At 68.5% G+C, this 16,422-nt stretch carries 11 protein-coding genes and 2 pseudogenes; 8 read left to right on the forward strand and 5 right to left on the reverse strand.

The annotated features are described in order from the left end of the window. Positions 1 to 575: 575 nt before the first annotated feature. Together ABT023_RS09740 and ABT023_RS09745 are read right to left on the reverse strand one after the other, a co-directional pair. The gene (locus ABT023_RS09740; RefSeq protein ID WP_350883574.1) at positions 576 to 1,799 is read right to left on the reverse strand and encodes a hypothetical protein; all 1,224 of its coding nucleotides are present in this window, start codon (positions 1,797 to 1,799) and stop codon (positions 576 to 578) included. 82 nt (positions 1,800 to 1,881) lie between these two features. Further along, positions 1,882 to 3,435, reverse strand: coding sequence for a hypothetical protein (locus tag ABT023_RS09745; RefSeq protein ID WP_350883576.1), 1,554 nt, complete (start codon positions 3,433 to 3,435; stop codon positions 1,882 to 1,884). Between the two features lie 649 nt (positions 3,436 to 4,084). Between ABT023_RS09745 and ABT023_RS09750 the strand changes: the two genes are divergently transcribed. Both ABT023_RS09750 and ABT023_RS09755 read left to right on the forward strand, forming a co-directional pair. Continuing rightward, a complete protein-coding gene (locus ABT023_RS09750; protein ID WP_350883577.1) occupies positions 4,085 to 4,477 on the forward strand; it encodes a type II toxin-antitoxin system RelE/ParE family toxin in 393 nt (130 codons plus the stop codon). Then, entirely contained in the window at positions 4,477 to 4,791 is a 315-nt protein-coding gene (locus tag ABT023_RS09755) for a transcriptional regulator (protein ID WP_132405216.1), read from the forward strand. The genes ABT023_RS09750 and ABT023_RS09755 overlap by 1 nt, the downstream gene beginning before the upstream one ends. 279 nt (positions 4,792 to 5,070) lie before the next feature. Here ABT023_RS09755 and ABT023_RS09760 read toward each other — a convergent pair. Next, positions 5,071 to 5,875, reverse strand: a pseudogene (locus tag ABT023_RS09760) (ATP-binding protein); the annotation flags it as partial. Between the two features lie 683 nt (positions 5,876 to 6,558). On the opposite strand from ABT023_RS09760, the gene ABT023_RS09765 reads away from it, so the two are divergent. Continuing rightward, positions 6,559 to 7,074 carry a fascin domain-containing protein gene (locus ABT023_RS09765; protein WP_350883579.1) on the forward strand — a complete coding sequence of 172 codons (516 nt, stop codon included), beginning with the start codon at positions 6,559 to 6,561 and terminating at the stop codon, positions 7,072 to 7,074. 413 nt (positions 7,075 to 7,487) lie between these two features. On the opposite strand, the gene ABT023_RS09770 is transcribed toward ABT023_RS09765, so the two are convergent. Further along, positions 7,488 to 7,847: a hypothetical protein gene (locus ABT023_RS09770; protein WP_350883581.1), complete on the reverse strand. Its 360-nt coding sequence runs from the start codon at positions 7,845 to 7,847 to the stop codon at positions 7,488 to 7,490. Between the two features lie 163 nt (positions 7,848 to 8,010). Next, a pseudogene (locus ABT023_RS09775) lies at positions 8,011 to 8,145 on the reverse strand (IS3-like element ISMyma3 family transposase); the annotation flags it as partial. A 429-nt stretch (positions 8,146 to 8,574) separates the two neighbouring features. Here ABT023_RS09775 and ABT023_RS09780 point away from each other — a divergent pair. Genes ABT023_RS09780 through ABT023_RS09800 form a run of 5 tightly spaced genes read left to right on the forward strand, consistent with a single transcriptional unit; the run spans position 8,575 to position 16,415 of the window. Further along, complete coding sequence (locus ABT023_RS09780) at positions 8,575 to 8,988, forward strand: hypothetical protein (protein ID WP_350883583.1); 414 nt, start codon at positions 8,575 to 8,577, stop codon at positions 8,986 to 8,988. After that, the gene (locus ABT023_RS09785; RefSeq protein ID WP_350883584.1) at positions 8,985 to 9,632 is read left to right on the forward strand and encodes a nucleotide exchange factor GrpE; all 648 of its coding nucleotides are present in this window, start codon (positions 8,985 to 8,987) and stop codon (positions 9,630 to 9,632) included. Before ABT023_RS09780 ends, ABT023_RS09785 begins: the two co-directional genes overlap by 4 nt. Further along, a complete protein-coding gene (locus ABT023_RS09790) occupies positions 9,629 to 11,302 on the forward strand; it encodes an Hsp70 family protein (RefSeq protein WP_350883586.1) in 1,674 nt (557 codons plus the stop codon). The genes ABT023_RS09785 and ABT023_RS09790 overlap by 4 nt, the downstream gene beginning before the upstream one ends. Further along, positions 11,299 to 13,404, forward strand: coding sequence for an Hsp70 family protein (locus ABT023_RS09795; protein ID WP_350883588.1), 2,106 nt, complete (start codon positions 11,299 to 11,301; stop codon positions 13,402 to 13,404). The genes ABT023_RS09790 and ABT023_RS09795 overlap by 4 nt, the downstream gene beginning before the upstream one ends. Then, on the forward strand, positions 13,401 to 16,415 hold the full coding sequence (locus ABT023_RS09800) for a hypothetical protein (protein ID WP_350883590.1): 3,015 nt from the start codon (positions 13,401 to 13,403) through the stop codon (positions 16,413 to 16,415). The genes ABT023_RS09795 and ABT023_RS09800 overlap by 4 nt, the downstream gene beginning before the upstream one ends. Positions 16,416 to 16,422: the final 7 nt, after the last annotated feature.

Consider the following 16,422-nt stretch of genomic DNA (forward strand, 5'->3'; position numbering starts at 1 on the left):
CGAGAGGCAGGGGTTTGATCCGCAGTGGGTGTCCGCGAATGGGAGTGGTCGGGCGTGAGCGGCGGAGGGTCTCGCTCCTGTGTGGCCGGTGTCTTCGTTGTTCTGGCATGGCGGGGACGGAGCGCCGTACACCGATCGTGGTGGTGCGAGACCGAGGACTCCCCATAACGGCGAGGGCCGACCGTAGGCGGGTGACCGCACTGACCGTATTGATTCACGAGTGGTGGTCGGGTGACCGGAGTCGCAGCGCCGATGCTGCTCCCGGTCAGCCCGGCGGCGCTGCGGCGGGTGACCCACGATGAGCCGGATAGGGCATACGTCGGCGTGTCGTGCTACCGGAGCAGGCCTGGTTGCGCAGGCTGTGCTGGCCCTGATTGCGTCTCCGGGAGTACTACCGTCAGGGGTGTGAGGAAGCGTGCTGCACGGTATGAGCCGCTGACGGTGGCGCGGTTGGGTGCCCTGCTCGTCGGGGCCGATGGGACGCGACGGTGGCGGTTGGTGGCGGAGTTCTTGGAGGAGTGCCGATGGGACGAGTTTCCCCCGCTTTGATGAAGCGGGTGCCGTTACAGTCGGCGTCAGGTGATACGGCGCATCACCTGATGGACAGCCTTGACCGCCACGGTCCGCAGCTCCGGCGTTCGCACCACTTTGCCGACGACAATGGCTCCCGCGACGGCGGTGGTCGCTACGGCCGGGCCGTGCTCGATGACCTTCTCCGTCGCGGCTTGCTGCCACGGCTGTGCCTGCCACAGCTCGCCAGGTCCCGCATCGATACCGACCAGCCCGTACAGATCCGTGACCAGCGCGGACAGCCGGTTACTAGCGTCGATGACCGCCGGCGACTTCCACGGGTGCCTGAAGACGTTCGCATTGGCGGTGCCGACAACGGTGTCCATCCGCGCCCGTAGCGCTGTGGTGCGCTCAAGGATGTGGTCAAGCTGCTTGCGCCGGTCGGCGCGGACACCGGCGCGGTAGGCGTCGACCCGGTCGGGGGTTTCCCGGCGCACCTGGTCAAGTTCGATCACGTTGAGGCCGTCTTCTAGCTGGAACGACCGGGCGATCACGACCAGCCACCGGTGTGCTTCACGTTCGGCCTTGCTGGCTTCCTCCGCGAGAGTCGCGATTCGGGTTTGGCTCTCCAGCTTCTTCACGATCCGTTCGAGCTGACCGAGGGCGTACCCGCGCGCGGTCCTGATCGTCTCGTACCCGCCTTGCACGGTGGACCACAGCGTCCCCGACACCTCTATTGTCTTTTCCCGGATTGTCATCGTCCGGTCGATCGTCGAACCGATGCTGTACATGGCGGCCAGCTCGCGGATCTCCTGGTTAGCGAGGATGTCGGTGACACCGGAGTCGATCCGCGACAGATAGGCGGTGATCCGCGCCATCTGTTGCTGGGCCGCGAGCTGCGAGATGATCCCGGCGACGCCCGCGACCGCCGCCGGGTTCAGCAACGACCCCGGCTCTTTCGCGAACTGCACGTACGTGCGGATACGACCCTTGACGCCTTTGATCACGCCGGTCGGTGCGCCCGTCCCGAAGTCAGCGCGCAAGCCGAACTTCTCACACAGCGCCGCCGAGTCCTCGGTTAGTTGAACCCACCGGAATGCGCCCGCTGCGATCTCCGTGCCCTCAGCGACGATCGCGGCCCCGGCCCCCAGGATCGCGTTGGCCTGCTCGCGGAAGTCCTGCGATTCGGTCCACCAGCCGTTTTCGACAAGGAACAGCTCGACGGCTTGCGCCTTACCGATGACCGCCAGGCCGTGACCGTCACTTATCAACTGAATGGCGTCGTCCATCCCTGGCCTTTCGATCGGCTACCGCCGTTGAGGTTAGTCGGACTGCTCCACCCGTGAACGCGGCGCCTCGCCACCGACGTGGCTACGTGAGTTCGGTGATGCCGTACAGGAATCGCAGCCGATGTCCGGTTGTGTCACTGAGGTTCCACGGGAGATTGGCCCGGGAGGGCTGGTCCAGCCCTGGGTGGTATCCAGGCACGCCGGTTAGCGGAGTGCGGAGCATGATCTGGTCGAGTGCGCTCAGGCAGGCGGGGAACAGCTTGTTGATGAGCTGTCGGCCCTCGAATATGAGCGTGCCCTCGAGCGGGTCGGCGGGCCGGGGCGCGCCGGTCCGCCGCACGGTGACGCTGTAACGGCCGGTGCCAGGCAGCCATTTCGCCGCAGTGGCGCCGCCGGGCGGCTGGACGCGGATCCCGAGATCGGCGGCGTCCCATCCGGTGTGCCCTTCGCGGAGGAAGCCACGGAGGTCGTCCTGGGTTCCGCTCTCCACGGTGACGTAGAACCTCTGTTTCTCCCTGGTCAGGTCGAGCGCCTCGTTATGGACGCTGTTGCGTAGCCATCGCAGGACCTGGAAGGCGCGCTGCATCTCGGTGCCGGCCGCAGTGGCATCGTAGAGGTCTTCCGCGATCGGCTCGAGCCGCTTTTGCCAACCGTTGCTCTTGGTGTACTGCCAGCCGACGCTTCGTCCGCCGTTCATGCCGAGCAGCAGATCGGTGATCCGGGCGGCGACGTCGAAGGCGCCGACGAGGGAGAACAGCAGGGAATCCAGTTCGCAGAGCAGTTCCTCCGGCTCGAACCCGGCCATGGTCGCTGCAAGCGCGAACACGCTGTCGCGGAACTGGAAGGCCCGCGAGACGCGGGTCAGCAGCGTCTTGTTGAGGTTCTCGATCCGCAGGTCACCGCCGGAGCGGTCGTGCCAGGCCCGTCCGGCCTGGTTCCACCGTTCGAAGGCAGGCATGGCCGTATACGCGCCACTGCTGCGCATCGCCGTGGGATGCCACTCGGCGACGGCGCCGCCGACGATCACCGGCTGGCGATGCCAACGTAGGTAGAGGCCGATCAGCGCGAGTGCCTCCGCTGATGAGACCAGGGGTGCCAGGAAGTCACCGTGCGGCCGGCCGCGTTCGGCGAGCAGCCACTCCCGGTCGGTTACGATAAGGTCGGCTTCCAGCACGGCACCGACCCGATAGAGCAGCGCCGCCTGCAGACCCTCATCCAGCGTGATGCCATGCTGTGACGCGAACGCGGCGCCTTCCTCGACAGCCTCTCCGTAGTAGTCAATCCCGGTGTAGCGCTCCCCGCGATCCGTCTTGACCTCGAACGACAGCGAATCCGGATCGAGCGGTTCTGGTTCGCCGAGGACCACGTCACCGACCTCGGCGAGGTCCTCACTTATCCGCAGGATCTCAAGCCTGGGATGGGTGAAGTAGCTGCGCAGGACCGTCGCTGCGTCGGGGTAGCCGGTGCTGCCGCCGGGCAGGAACGGGTAGCCGTGGTAGTCGCCGGCACCGTCAACCGGCCCGGCGACCAGCGGTGCGTCTATCAGAATCCGCAGCCGCGTCGCCTGCGCTCGGTCGAAGGGGTTCGGCGAGCGGGACGACCGCAGGACCGGCGGCGCGTACAGCGGAAGCGGCATCCGACCACTAAAGCACCACACTTCTGCGGCAGCGACCGAGAACCGCCCTCCGACGATGGCTGAGCCGCACTGGGGCAGGCAACCCTCCGTCGCCGCAGTGGCCGAACGGATTTCGACATTCACGAGCCGAACGGCCTACGAAGGTGATGTGGCCAAACGCAAAATCCAACCCGTGGTCGCGGCGGCCAACGCTACCCGAGCTCGCCCTGGCCGCGCCGATGACCACACACTTCACTCCGGAACAGCGAGTCGATTCGTGGCGCTCCTGACCGACGTGATCGTCAACTATCGCCAGGAATAACACCTGGAGCGGGCTCGCGCGGCGGCAGCGGGCGGACGCCATCGCGGCCCTCCGGCTTGGTAGCGCGGCCGCCCGCGACGGCTGACGGCGGGTGCAAACCAGGCTGACCGCTTGGCCGAATGCCCATTGAGCTGGCCAAACGTCCCGTCAGTGGGTGACCGGGGACGACGGTGGGCTGGTTCGCATGGTGCAACGTCCGGCCTACCGCATAACGTGATGTCGCTGTTGACCTGCGCTTCCGTGGTTCGCATGACCGGGACATAGCCTCGCAGCAAGGGTTCTGCACCTTTTTTGCTGGGTTGGTCATGACAGGGATGGGCCATGTATAGCCTGAGCTATAGTTGTCCCGTGACCAATGGGCCAGTCCGCCGCTGGGCGATCAGGACGACAGGCGATGTCCGTGACTGGTTACGGGCCCTGCGTCAGACCGACCCGGCGGCGTACCGGTCAGTGAACGCGGCGATCGACATGCTCGCCGAGACCGGTCCGGGTCTGGGGCGTCCGCTGGTCGACACTCTCCGGGGTTCGAGCATCAGCAACCTCAAGGAGCTGCGGCCGAGATCCGGCCGCGACGTCGCCATCCGGCTTCTGTTCGTCTTTGATCCATGGTCGCAGGCGGTGCTGTTGGTCGCCGGTAACAAGGCCGGAGACTGGACGCGGTGGTACGAGAACGCGATCCCGATCGCCGAGGTCGCCTACGAGGGTTGGCTAGCCTTCGAGAGGAAACGGAGGGAGGGCTGATGGTCGACTTCCATGACTGGGACGACATCCGCGCCGAGTTGCACGACGGGGACGACGACGCGCTCGACGCCGAACGTGCCCGCACCGAGGCGTGGGTCAGCGCGTTCCACCTCGCCGAGGAGCGCAAGCGTCTCGGTCTCACCCAGCGGCAGGTGGCCGAGTTGATGGGAGTCACGCCCGGTCGGGTGAGCCAGATCGAAAACGGCGACCTGGACGCCAACGAGGTGGCCACCCTCAGTCGGTACGCACGAGCGCTCGGCGCCCGGATGCGGATCATCTTCGACTACGGCAGCGACCTCCGTCAGATCGCCTGATCCCCGCGAGCCTCAGCCGACATCACGTACGACGAGGCGAGTCGTTCCGGCGAACCGCACCGCTCGGCAAGCCGAGGTCATCGAGCACCGTTCGGCGCCCGCAGGCTGGGCAAATCTAGGGGCAGCGGGTTGCCGGCGATCGTGGCGGTGTGGTTCGCATGGTGGTACCTCCGGCCCACCACATACCCACTCTGAGCTGCAAGAACTCCGACTGAAGATCATCCGGCACAACTTGGGCACAACTCAGATTTGATCTTGGCCGGTGGGATGCTTCGGCACCTTGGTGGGCTCTTGGAGGGCGCCGATCACGCTGCCGCCCAACGCCCGGGACTGCGACAGGATCAGCGGCAACACCGCCTGGACGCCCCGAGTCAACGACCGATCGCCGTAGCCGGTCACCGCCCCCAACTCGTCGATGATCAGCAGGTCGAGGGGGGGTTTCCCGCGACAGCTCGAAGGTCCGGCGCCCCTGCTCGGCCAAGACCTTCTTGCGGCCCTGCATGGTCTCCCAGAAGGCGCCCATCAGTTCCACGATGTCGGCGTCGGTCTCGGCGTACCGGTAGGACACCGGCCGCAGGGCGTTCAACTCGGTGCCCTTGGGGTTGACCACGTGCACCCGCACCAGGCCGTCACGGATCAACGGCGCGCACGCCCGCAACGCCATCCACGTGATGCTGTTCTTGCCCGACCCGGTGGCACCGGAGACCAGCCAGTGCTGACCGATCAGCGGCGCGTACCAGTCGGTGCCGTGCTCGGTCTCGCCCAGGTACACCCGGCCCAGGCTGGTCGCGTCGGCGTCGCCCGGCAGGTCCGGCGGGACGATCACCTGCGTGAACGGCTCGGAACGCTGCACGATCAGCGCGATCATCTGAGGGCGGACCCGCTCCACACCGACCCGTTCCGCCTTGAGCGCGACGGCCAGGGCGTCGGCGGCTTCCTCCCACAGCTTCGGCGTCTGCCCGAGGAGGAGACGCACGTACACCGTCTCCGTGGACGGGGAGTGCGACCGGATGCGGATGATCCGCGGCACGTTGATCACGCCCGTGACCCGGTGCACCGTGACCAGGTTGCACGCCTCAGTCACCCGAGCCCACCATGGCCCGAGGTAGGACCGCGACAGCCACCGACGACGAACCGCCCGCAACTGCGGCACCGCCACCGTCGACCACGAGTCGGGGTGACCCCGGTACCAGCCCACACCCGCCGCGACCGCACCCGCCACCACACCACCCGTGGTCACCGCCCCGAGCTGCGCCACACCAGCAGCCACAGCGGCCGGAGCAGCCACGAAGCCCGGGTGACGCGTGGCCCAACCCGCAACCCGCCATTCCCACCCTTGACGACGATTACCCATTTCCTACACCCACCTTCACCATTGATTAGCAATTAGTAATGTCGTGTTTTTGAGCAAGAGAAGGCCCGGATCGGATCACCGATCCGGGCCTTCCGTTGAACCTGTCTGTCAGGGCCTGCCGGTCGCAGACATGCGGATCGACACCGAGGCTGTATCAGTCAGTGAAGCGGCTAATGCCATCGAGCGGCTTATAGATCACTCATAACGCTACGCCCGTCACCCGCCAGCACGGCTAACTCCAGCAGGGGATCCTCGCCGCTCGGGGAGAATTCCGGCATGGCGTTGCATTTCGGTATTGTCACATCCGTCCACCCTCGTCGTTACGTTCGCCCTTCGCCAAACGCCAGGGTTTATCTCTCCGTAACGATCCGACTATCGTGAGTGAGAATTCCCGAAGAAGGAGAGGACCTCTCATGCCGTTGTCAGTGGCGGACCTCGCGGCGCCCGGAAAAGCACCGATCACGATCCTGTCGACGACCTTTCCGAACGTGTATCTGCGCATGGACGGCACCGGGGTGACGGCCTGGAACGGGTCTGGCAGTGGGATCGTCAACTGCCAGTTTGGCGCGGGACCCTACGAGAAGTTCAAGGTTCTCCCGCAGGCCGACGGCTCGTTCGCCTTCGCGTCGGCGACCTTTTCGAACGTGTATCTGCGCATGGACGCCGCCGAGTTGCCGCAGATCCCCGGGGGGCCGGGCGGTGGGACCGTCAACTGCCAGGTCCACGTGGGTACCCACGAGACGTTCAAGCTTCTCCCGCAGGCAGGTGGCTCGTTCTCCTTCGAGTCGACGTTGTTTCCGAATTCGTTTCTGCGCCTGGTCGGCTTCGGGGTGACGGCCTCCACCAACGGTGGCGGTGGGGTAGTCAACTGCCAGTTCGGCGCCCCGGGTGGCGATCACGAAAAGTTCTTTCTCAACGTGGCCGCCTAGCCACGGCCCCGTCAAGTCCCTGGAATACCTTGACTAGACGGCCCTGACCCGAACCCGCCCGACGCATCGCCGACGTCATCGCCTGGTCCATCTTCCGGCGGCGACATCAAGGGCGGGCCTGTGGCCCGCCGCCGTGCCCGCGCCGGGGCGCGCGTGCGGCCTCCGGCCGGTCACGCCCCGGCGCACGGCGTACCAAGAGGAGCGGTGACAGCCGCAGCCGCCGGTGACCGGACGCGCGGGATGCCGGAGTGTGCGTAGCTCCCGAACTCGACCGCGACAGCTACCGCGAGGGCGGCTGAACGGATAGGCCCTCCCCGGCCTAGCTAATGGCACGTCGGTCAGAGCCCCGCGACCCGGGGGGCAGACCGGTAGCGGCGCGGCAGCGATCGCCCCGCCCTCGGCGACGGCCAGTGCTACTCCTCCGCCGGCAAGTCGTGAAACCACCGCCGGGACGATACGGGCACCAGCAACAGGCCAACGATGGCTGACGCACCAACGATCTCTAGCAGCCCTAAGGCATCAGCCCCGGCGATCATGACGACGCCGTACACAACGCTGACGGTCGAGAAGAGGGTTGCCCAAAACCGGGCCCGCCCGCTACCACGCCACAGTCCGTAAGCCAACGCCAGGAGAAGAAGCACCTGCATCAACCCGATGACCATGGATGGACCACTCGCAAACATCGTCGTCGCCGGGAACACGATCGCCACGAGCAAAATCACCGATGCGGCGGCAACCGGCATAGGCACGCGTCGCTGACTTCGCTCGATCATCGGCTCATGGTAGGCGTCGTTCCCCCGGTCCACTAGCTAGAACGGGCCACCGTCGGAGCTGGTGCCGGGAATGCCGCGCAGGGGAGAGCCGGCAAGCCCCAAGCATGGGGGCGGCGCCCGCGCCATGGCCGTGCCGGGTCGGGTCGCGCTCCGCAGCGCGATGCACGCTCGCCGACTTCAATATCTTGTTCGCCCGGCGTAGTTCCGCGTTCTCCTTCAGCAGCCGCCGGTTCTCGGCCAGCACGTCGCTGCTGGGCCCGGTCATGCCGCTCGCCCCGTTGGCCTCGGCTTGGCGGATTCAGTTATGCGAGGCCTCGTGATCCACGCCGAGCTGCCCGGCCAGCCGCCGGATGAGGGGTTCGGGTCCGACTCGCGGCACCAACGCACAGCACGCTGGCGCAGCTCGTCGGGTGCTTCTTCGGTGCTGCCACAGAAACTTGCTCCCCACTGCCATCAGACCATGATCGGCTCGGGTACCGCGCAGTCACATTGACGGTGACGGCGCGGGGATGCAGGGTGCGTCCGACTCTGACGCGTGGGCACCTTGAACCATAGGTCGGACTTGACGTGAACCCGTAAATTCTCCGCTGGACCACTGGGAGTAGGTTCAAGGCGTTCGAGAACCGTCCTCAATGAACGGCCAGTTCGGACGTTCGGCGGAGACTCGATGGACGTCAGTGTGTGGTACTCATCGAATCCGTATGCAGTATCGGTCGGAGGTAGCGACATGGACGTAGGTGTGACGCCGGTGGCGGAGGCGGTGGTGCCGTTCGTGGCGGCCGCAGTCGGAACGTACGGCGCCGGCGTGGTGAACCGGATCCAAGAAGCGGCAGCCAGCGCCACGGTCGGCGTCGGTGGGCAGTTGCTCCGTCGCCTGCTGGGGCGTTCGGAGTCGGCGCCGGCGTTGACCTCGGCGGTAACGGACCTCGCCGTCGACACGTCCGACGAAAAGCGGCTGGCAACGCTTCAGCTGCGCATCTTGGATATTCTGCGCATGGATGAGCAGATCAGGGCGGATGTCGTCGGGATTCTCCAGGCGGCCAAGCCGAATGTCACCGCCTCGGGCACCCGTTCAGTCGCCGCCGGCACCATCAGCGGCGGCATCGTGATCACCGGTGACCACGCCCAGATCCCCCGATGACGACGCCGCCCTTCGGGCCCGCCGAGGAGTCGAGGCCGGATGCCCTGACCGACGGCGCCCCGGTCGGTGGCACGGCGGCGGGTGGCGACGCCGCCGACGTAACCCTCGACCGGCTGCTCGACGAGATTCGCAATTTGCAGTCCAGCTTCGATGCCAAGATCCGCTATGACGAGGTACGCGAGCACTCGGTCCGGTCGATGAGCGACGAGCTGACGGCGTATCGGGAGAACCAGGCGCAACTGCAACTGCGCCCACTCCTGATCGATTTGATCACGCTGCACGACGACCTGGCGAAGATCGGCGGGTCGGCCGATTGCACGGCGGACACCGCCAAGGTGCTCGGCCATTTCCGGGACGCCGTCGAGCAGATCCTCGCCCGCAACGGAGTGGAGCCGTTCACGGTGGAGAATGACGCGCTCGACCGCGCGCGGCAGCGGGTGATCAGCGTGCTGCCCAGCGGCGACCCGTCCGCGAACCGCAGGATCGCCGAGCGGTTGCGGCCGGGCTTCCAGTGGCACGACAGGGTGCTGCGTTCGGAGTGGGTGAGCGTGTATCGCTACGCCACGCCGAGCCCACCGATCGAGCCGACCGTCCCACCGACCCCACCAGCCGTCCCGGAAGCCGACGAAGGAGCCCTCCGTTGACCGACAGCCGCGTCTACGGCATCGACCTGGGAACGACCTACAGCTGCATCGCGCACTTCGACGACCGGAGCGGTCGACCCACCATCACCCCGAACATCGAGGGCGAGCTCACCACCCCGTCCGTCGTGCTCTTCGAGGACGAGCAGACCCGCGTCGTGGGTCGGGAGGCGAAGAACACCGCCGTCCTGGAGGCCGACAACGTCGTCGAAATGATCAAACGGGAGATGGGCAAGCCGGAATGGCGGCGGGAGTTCTTCGGCCGGGAGTACTCCCCGGAGGAGATTTCCTCGTACATTCTGCGCAAGGTGGTTGACGACGCCGAGCGCCACGACGAAGTACGGCCGAAGAAGGTGGTGATCACCTGCCCGGCGTACTTCGGCATTCCGCAGCGGGAGGCGACCGCGGCGGCCGGCCGGATCGCCGGCCTGGAGGTCCTGGAGGTCATCAACGAGCCGACCGCGGCGGCGATCGCCTACGGCAGCCAACACCCCGAGGACCAGGTGGTCCTGGTGTACGACCTCGGCGGCGGCACCTTCGACGTCACCGTCATCGAGGTCAAGGAGCGGGCGATCACGGTGGTCGCCACCGACGGCAAGCACGAGTTGGGTGGCCGGGACTGGGACGCGGAGATCGTCAAGTACCTCGCCGCGCAGTGGCAGGCCGAGCACCCGGGCGCAACGGGTGACCCGCTCGACTCACCGGAGACCGTCCAGGACCTGTGGCTGCGGGCGGAGAGCCACAAGCGGACCCTGAGCAACCTGACTCAGACAAAGGTGCCGGTGGTGCACGACGGCCAGCAGGTCACGGTGCCGCTGACCCGGGAGAAGCTCGACGACCTGACCCGGCATCTCCTGGAGGACACCGTCACCCTGACCAGGCAGGTGCTCCAGACCGCCCACGAGCTGGGCTACCCGAAGGTCGACCGACTGTTGCTGGTCGGCGGCTCGACGAAAATGCCGCAGGTCGTTGCCCGGCTGACGACGGAGTTCTCCTTTGAGATCAAGAGCTTCGAGCCGGACCAGGCGGTCGCCAAGGGTGCCGCGATCTACGGCCAGAAGCTCGCGATCGGCGACAAGGTCAGGAACAAGATCCTCAAGGGGATCGACTGCGCGCCGGAGCAGGTCGACCTCGCCCGCGTACCGGCGGAGGTCCGGAAGGCGGCCGAGGAGGCCGTCGCCACCGACCTCGGGCTGCGGCTGGACACGGTGCAACAACTGGGCGGCATGACGGTCAAGAACGTGGTCAGTCACAGCTTCGGGGTCCGCGCGCTGAAGGGCCCGGACAAGACCCCGGTCATCGCCAACCTCATCCTGGCCCAGCAGACGCTGCCGATGCAGGCCAAGGGCACCTTCGGCACCCTGCGCGACGGGCAGCCCTCGGTTGATCTGAAGATCTACGAGAACACCTCGCGGGAGAAGTACGTCGAGGACTTCGGCACCGGCGAGCAGGTGGGCGACGCGATCCTCGAACTGGCTCCGGGGCTGCCGGCGAACTCACCGATCGAGGTGACCTTCCAGCTCGACAACGAGGGCCGGCTGCTCATCACCGGCCGGGACGACTCCACGGGCGGCAAGCAGGTCACCGCCACCATCCAGACCAACCGGGCCCTCTCGGCCGAGCAGGTCGCGGACGCGATCGAGCACGGGCAGAGCATCCGGGTGATCGGTTGAGCGGCCGGCCCGGCGCGGCCGGCGATCCGGTGCCGCTCGCCGTCGGCATCGACCTCGGGACCACATACTCGGCAGTGGCGTGGGTCAACCCGGACGGGGATCCGGAGATCATCCCGAACGCCCTGGGCGAGCCGCTCACCCCGTCGGTGGTCGGTCTCGTCGACGGCCGCCCGGTGGTGGGGGCGCACGCGAAGGGGGAGCAGGCCCGGGGCGGGACCGAGGTGGCGCACCTGTTCAAACGGGCGATGGGCAACCGGGCCTTCGAATTCCCGCTCGGTGCCGAGCTGTGGAGCGCGCCGAGACTCTCCGCCCTGGTGCTGGGCCAGCTCAAGACGCAGGCCGAGGCGGCGCTCGGTCGGCCGGTGAGCCGGGCGGTGGTCACCGTGCCCGAGTACTTCACCCACCCCGAGCGGGCCGCCACGATGGAGGCGGCCCGGCTCGCCGGGCTCGATGTACCCCGCATCATCAGCGAGCCCACCGCCGCCGCCCTCGCCTACGGGCTGCGCCCGGGGCCGGGCAGCCGGACGGTCCTGGTGTACGACCTGGGCGGCGGCACCTTCGACATCGCCCTCGTCCGGATCGGACCGGACGAGATCCGGGTGCTGTGCAGCGCCGGCAACCACGAACTGGGTGGCCGGGACTGGGACGACCGGCTGGCCCAGCTCGTGCTGCGCGAGTTCCCCGGTGAGGCGGATGCTCTGGAGGAGGGTCCGGACGCGCTCCTGGTCGAGGTGGAGAATCTCAAGCGCGCCCTCTCCGCCCGGCAGTCGGCGGAGTTCCGGCTGGTCGTCAACGGCCGGTCGCTGATCTGCCGGATAGCCCGGGAGACGTTCGAGGAGGCCAGCCGGGACCTGCTGGACCAGACCGGCCGGCTCATCGACCAGGTCCTCCGGGAGGCGGGGCTGGGTTGGGCCGACATCGCCGGGGTGCTGCCGGTGGGCGGGTCGACCCGGATGCCGATGGTGCGACGACATCTCGAACAACTGTCGGGCCGGCCGCCGATGGGCGGCGTGCATCCCGATCACGCGGTGGCCCTCGGTGCGGCGGCGCAGGCCGCGATCCTGCTGGAGCAGGAGGCGGAGACGCGGCTGCGGCTGGACGGTTCCGCCGTGCCGGTCGAGCCGCAGCTGCGGCTCGACGCGCCGCGAAAGATCCACAACGTGGTCGCGCACGGCCTCGGCATGATCGCCGAGAATGCCGCAGGCGACCGGTATGTCAACAGCGTCCTGCTGCCGCGCAACCGGTCCATCCCCGGTGCGGAGACCCGGCCGTACCAGTTCCACCTGGACGGCAGCGGCAAGGAGTTGCTGGAGGTCTTCCTCACCCAGGGCGAGACCGACGACCCGGCCACCTGCGTCTACCTGGGCCGGTACCTGGTGACCGGATTCCCGGCGCGCGGCCGGCGTCAGGTCGTCGTCGACCTGACCTACGCCTACGACGACAACGCCATGGTCGCGGTGACCGCGACAGAGCGGCACACCGGCAGCGCGCTGCGGGTGGAGGTCGCCGGCCTGCCGGAGGACATCCCGCAGCGGTTCCTCGCACCGCCGGTCCGGACGGTCTCGCGCGAGCCGAAGAGCATCTACCTGGCCTTCGACCTCTCAGGCAGCATGGCGGGCGAGCCACTGCTGGAGGCACAGCGCGCGGCACGGGCCTTCGTCAGGCAGTTGGACCTCACCACCACCTCGGTCGGCCTCGTCGCCTTCTCGGACCGGGTGCGGGTGGGGCAGCAGGCGACCACCAACGCCACCCGGATCGAGGGTGCGATCCGTGACCTCCAGGTGGGGAGCACCGGCTACGGCAACGCCACCCACCCATTCGACGAGCTGCACAAGCTGCTGGCGTCGGTGCCCGGCCTACGCTTCGGAGTGGTGCTGGCCGACGGGGTGTGGGCGCGGCAGGATCTCGCCGTACGGCAGGCGCAGCGCTGCCACCGCGCGGACATCGACATCGTCGCCGTCGGGTTCGGCGGTGCCGATCGGGAGTTTCTGCGGCGGATCGCCTCCTCGAACGAACAGGCGCTCTTCACCGATCTCGGCCAGCTCACCGCCGTGCTCGGCACGATCGCGCGGGAGATCACCGAGGGCGCCCCAACGTCATGACCGGTCCGGACGAGGAGCGGCCCAACTTCTTCCTGCTGCTCGGGCTCGATCCCGCCGTGCCCTGGGACGAGGCGCTGTTCAACCGTGAGTTCGCGAAGCAGCGGGCGAGCTGGACGAAAGCGTCGGGCGGTATCGGACGGCGGGCCAGCGAGGCCAAGGCGAAGCTGTTCTGGAAAGAGCAGATCGACGGGGTCATGCGTGACCCCGAGCGGCGGGAGCAGGAGCAGGCCCGGGCCGGTCAGCTCCAGGAGGCCGCTCGGATCGCCCGTCGCGCGGAGCTGTCCGCCCGGCTCGATCTCCTGCTCGTCCGGGGTTTCCTGCTCGAGGAGGAGGTGGCGAAGCTCCGAACTGACTTCGCCGAGGTGCTCGAGTCGAGTCCGGAACTCAAGAGACGACTGGCCGCGGCCCCGCTGCGCCAGGCGCTCTCGGACGTTCCGGCACCGCTCGACCCCGCCCGGGAAGCGGAGATCCTCACCCATCTCGACGGGGTCAGGGCGCAGTCGCTGTACGACGTGTTGCATGAGGTCGACCAGGCGGTCACGCACACCAGCGCACGGGAAGTGCTGCTGGCCGCCGCCGACCAGCTCGCCGACAAGGCCCATAAGATCAAGGACAAGCGCAACCCCAAGGTGCTGCACTGGGAACGGCTCAGCAGCCTCGCCCGGGTCGTCTTCGGTTCCGATGACGAGCACCGCCGGCACGACGTCTCGATGCGGCAGGCCAGACTCCAGTCCCTGCTCACGGACTTCGAGGAGACCCTCTCCATCGCCGCTGAGGTGAGCGCCCCCCAGGTGGAGCTGTTCCTGCGGCGGGCGCGGGATCGCGGGATCGAGGACATCGAACACGCCAGGGGCTACTTCGTCGAATACTTCCGGGCACGGAAGTGGCCGGTGCAGCTGCCGGCAGAGGAGACCCAGCGACAGCTCGCCCGGCTGGTCCAGTGCGCGTACTGCCACGAGTTGAACAAACCCCGCGAGAAGGTCTGCCAGACCTGCGGGGAGAGCCTGCGGATCCCCTGCCCGAACTGCGGACAGGTCGAGCCGCGGTACGGCGGCGGCTGCCGCTGCGGTTTCCCGATCGGGCAGCGACCGCTGGTGGAAAGCCTCCTCGCGGAGGCGCGGTCGGCGGCGGAGCGGCTCGACCTGGAACGGGCGCGGCTCGACCTGGAACGGGCGGAGCGGATCTGGCGTCTCCCGCCCGACCGGGCCGACGAGCTGACCGTCCGGCTCCGCGACACACGACGGGCCCTGGACGAGACACGGGACCGGATCACGACGGCGGCGACGTCGGTCGAGCGGCTGATCCGGGAGCGCCGATTCGTCGCCGCCGTAGAGCAGTTGCGGGCCGCGCCGGACGGCCTGCCGCAACGGGACCAACTGCTGTCCCAGGCCGAGCGAGCCGTCGACCAGGCCCGGGAGCACTACCGGCAGGCGCGGCAGCCTGACCACACGTCGACTACCCGGGCCGAGCTGTACGCCGAGGCGCTGCGTGTCTGCGACGACTTCGAACCGGCCCGGGGCGAGCTCCAGCGCATTCCGCCGGAACCGCCCCGGAGGGTCCGCGCCGTGGTGGACGGGCCGGCCGCCGGGGTGCGGTTGGAGTGGCAGCCCTCCCTCGATCCGGACATCTCCTACGTGGTGGTCCGAGGCGTCGGCGTGCGGTCCCCGAGCTGTGTGGAGGACCTGCCCGACCAGCAGCGGGTCGGTACGACCGTCAGAACCAGCTGGCGGGACCGCAGGGCGGCCGAGGTGCCGGGCCGGACCCTGCGGTACGCGGTCTTCACCGAGCGACGGGGCACCTTCTCCGCGCCGGCCGCCGCCGAGCCGGTGCTCGTCGCCGCCGACGCCGCCGACGTACGCTGCACGGCCGAGGAGGGCCGGGTGGTGCTGACCTGGCGGGTACCCGAGCACGCCGTCCGGGTCGAGGTGCGCCGGACGGCACTCGGCTCCGGGGCGGACGGGGTGGTGTTGTCCGAGCTCGGGGTGGGCCGGGCCGTCGACACCGAGGTCCGCACGGGCATGCGCTACCGGTACACGCTACGGGTCGCCTACCGGGATGCCGCCGACGGTCTCTGGTGGTCGCCCGGGGTGGTCCTCGACGTCACCCCGATCGAGCGGCCGCTGCCGCCAGGGCCGCTGACCGCCGCCGCGAAGCCCACCACCACCGGCATGTACCGGCACCGGGTTCAGCTCCGCTGGCCGGCCGCAGAAGCCGGGGTCGTCTGGATCGTCCGCCAGGCCGGTGCCGGGTGGCTCCGGGAGGGCGAGGTGATGGCCGAGGATGCGCTGCACCGGGACGGCCTCATCCTGCGCGACGGGCCACCGGCCGATGACGTCTGGATCAATTCGGAGATGGACCTCTGCTCGTACTTCCCGGTGCTGCTGTTCGAGCACTCCGGGCACGTGGGCCGGCCCCGCCGGTACGCATACACCAACGAGCCGGCCGACGTCGAAGGCGAGTTCGGCGGCGCGACGGTTCGGCTGGGTTGGCGCTGGCCAGACGGGGTGGTGGCGGCACTGGTCGGGCACGACACGGCGAGACTGCCGGTCGATCCGACCGCCGCATCCGGCCAACTCGTGGTCGACCGGCTCGGCGGGGAGCCGTACGGCGGTGTCGAGGTGCCGGCCGGCGACGGCGGCGAGCTGTACGTCCTCGTCGCCGCCGTGGTACGTCGGGACGGCCTGGACTTCGTGACCTCGGGCGTACCCGTGCGGATCCGGCGGCCCGGCGTCCGGGTCGGATACGCGGTCCGGCACCTGAACCGGCGACGCCGGGAGCTGATCCTGTGGACCGAGCAACCGGTGACGCTGCCCGCGCTGGTCCTGGTCAGTCGGCCCGGGCGGCTCCCGTGCGCCCGGGCCGACGGTATCCGGGTCGCCGAAATACCGTCGGGCATGACGGTGACCGGTCAACGGACGGTTGCGCTGCCGCGCGGCACCGGTGACGAGTCGCATCACCGGCTCTTCACCGCCGCGGCGACGGACAGCGTGGCGGTGGAGTGGGAGACGTGATCAGCGA

Source organism: Micromonospora sp. NPDC002296 (genome assembly GCF_040296145.1).
Classification (GTDB): Bacteria; Actinomycetota; Actinomycetes; order Mycobacteriales; family Micromonosporaceae; genus Micromonospora.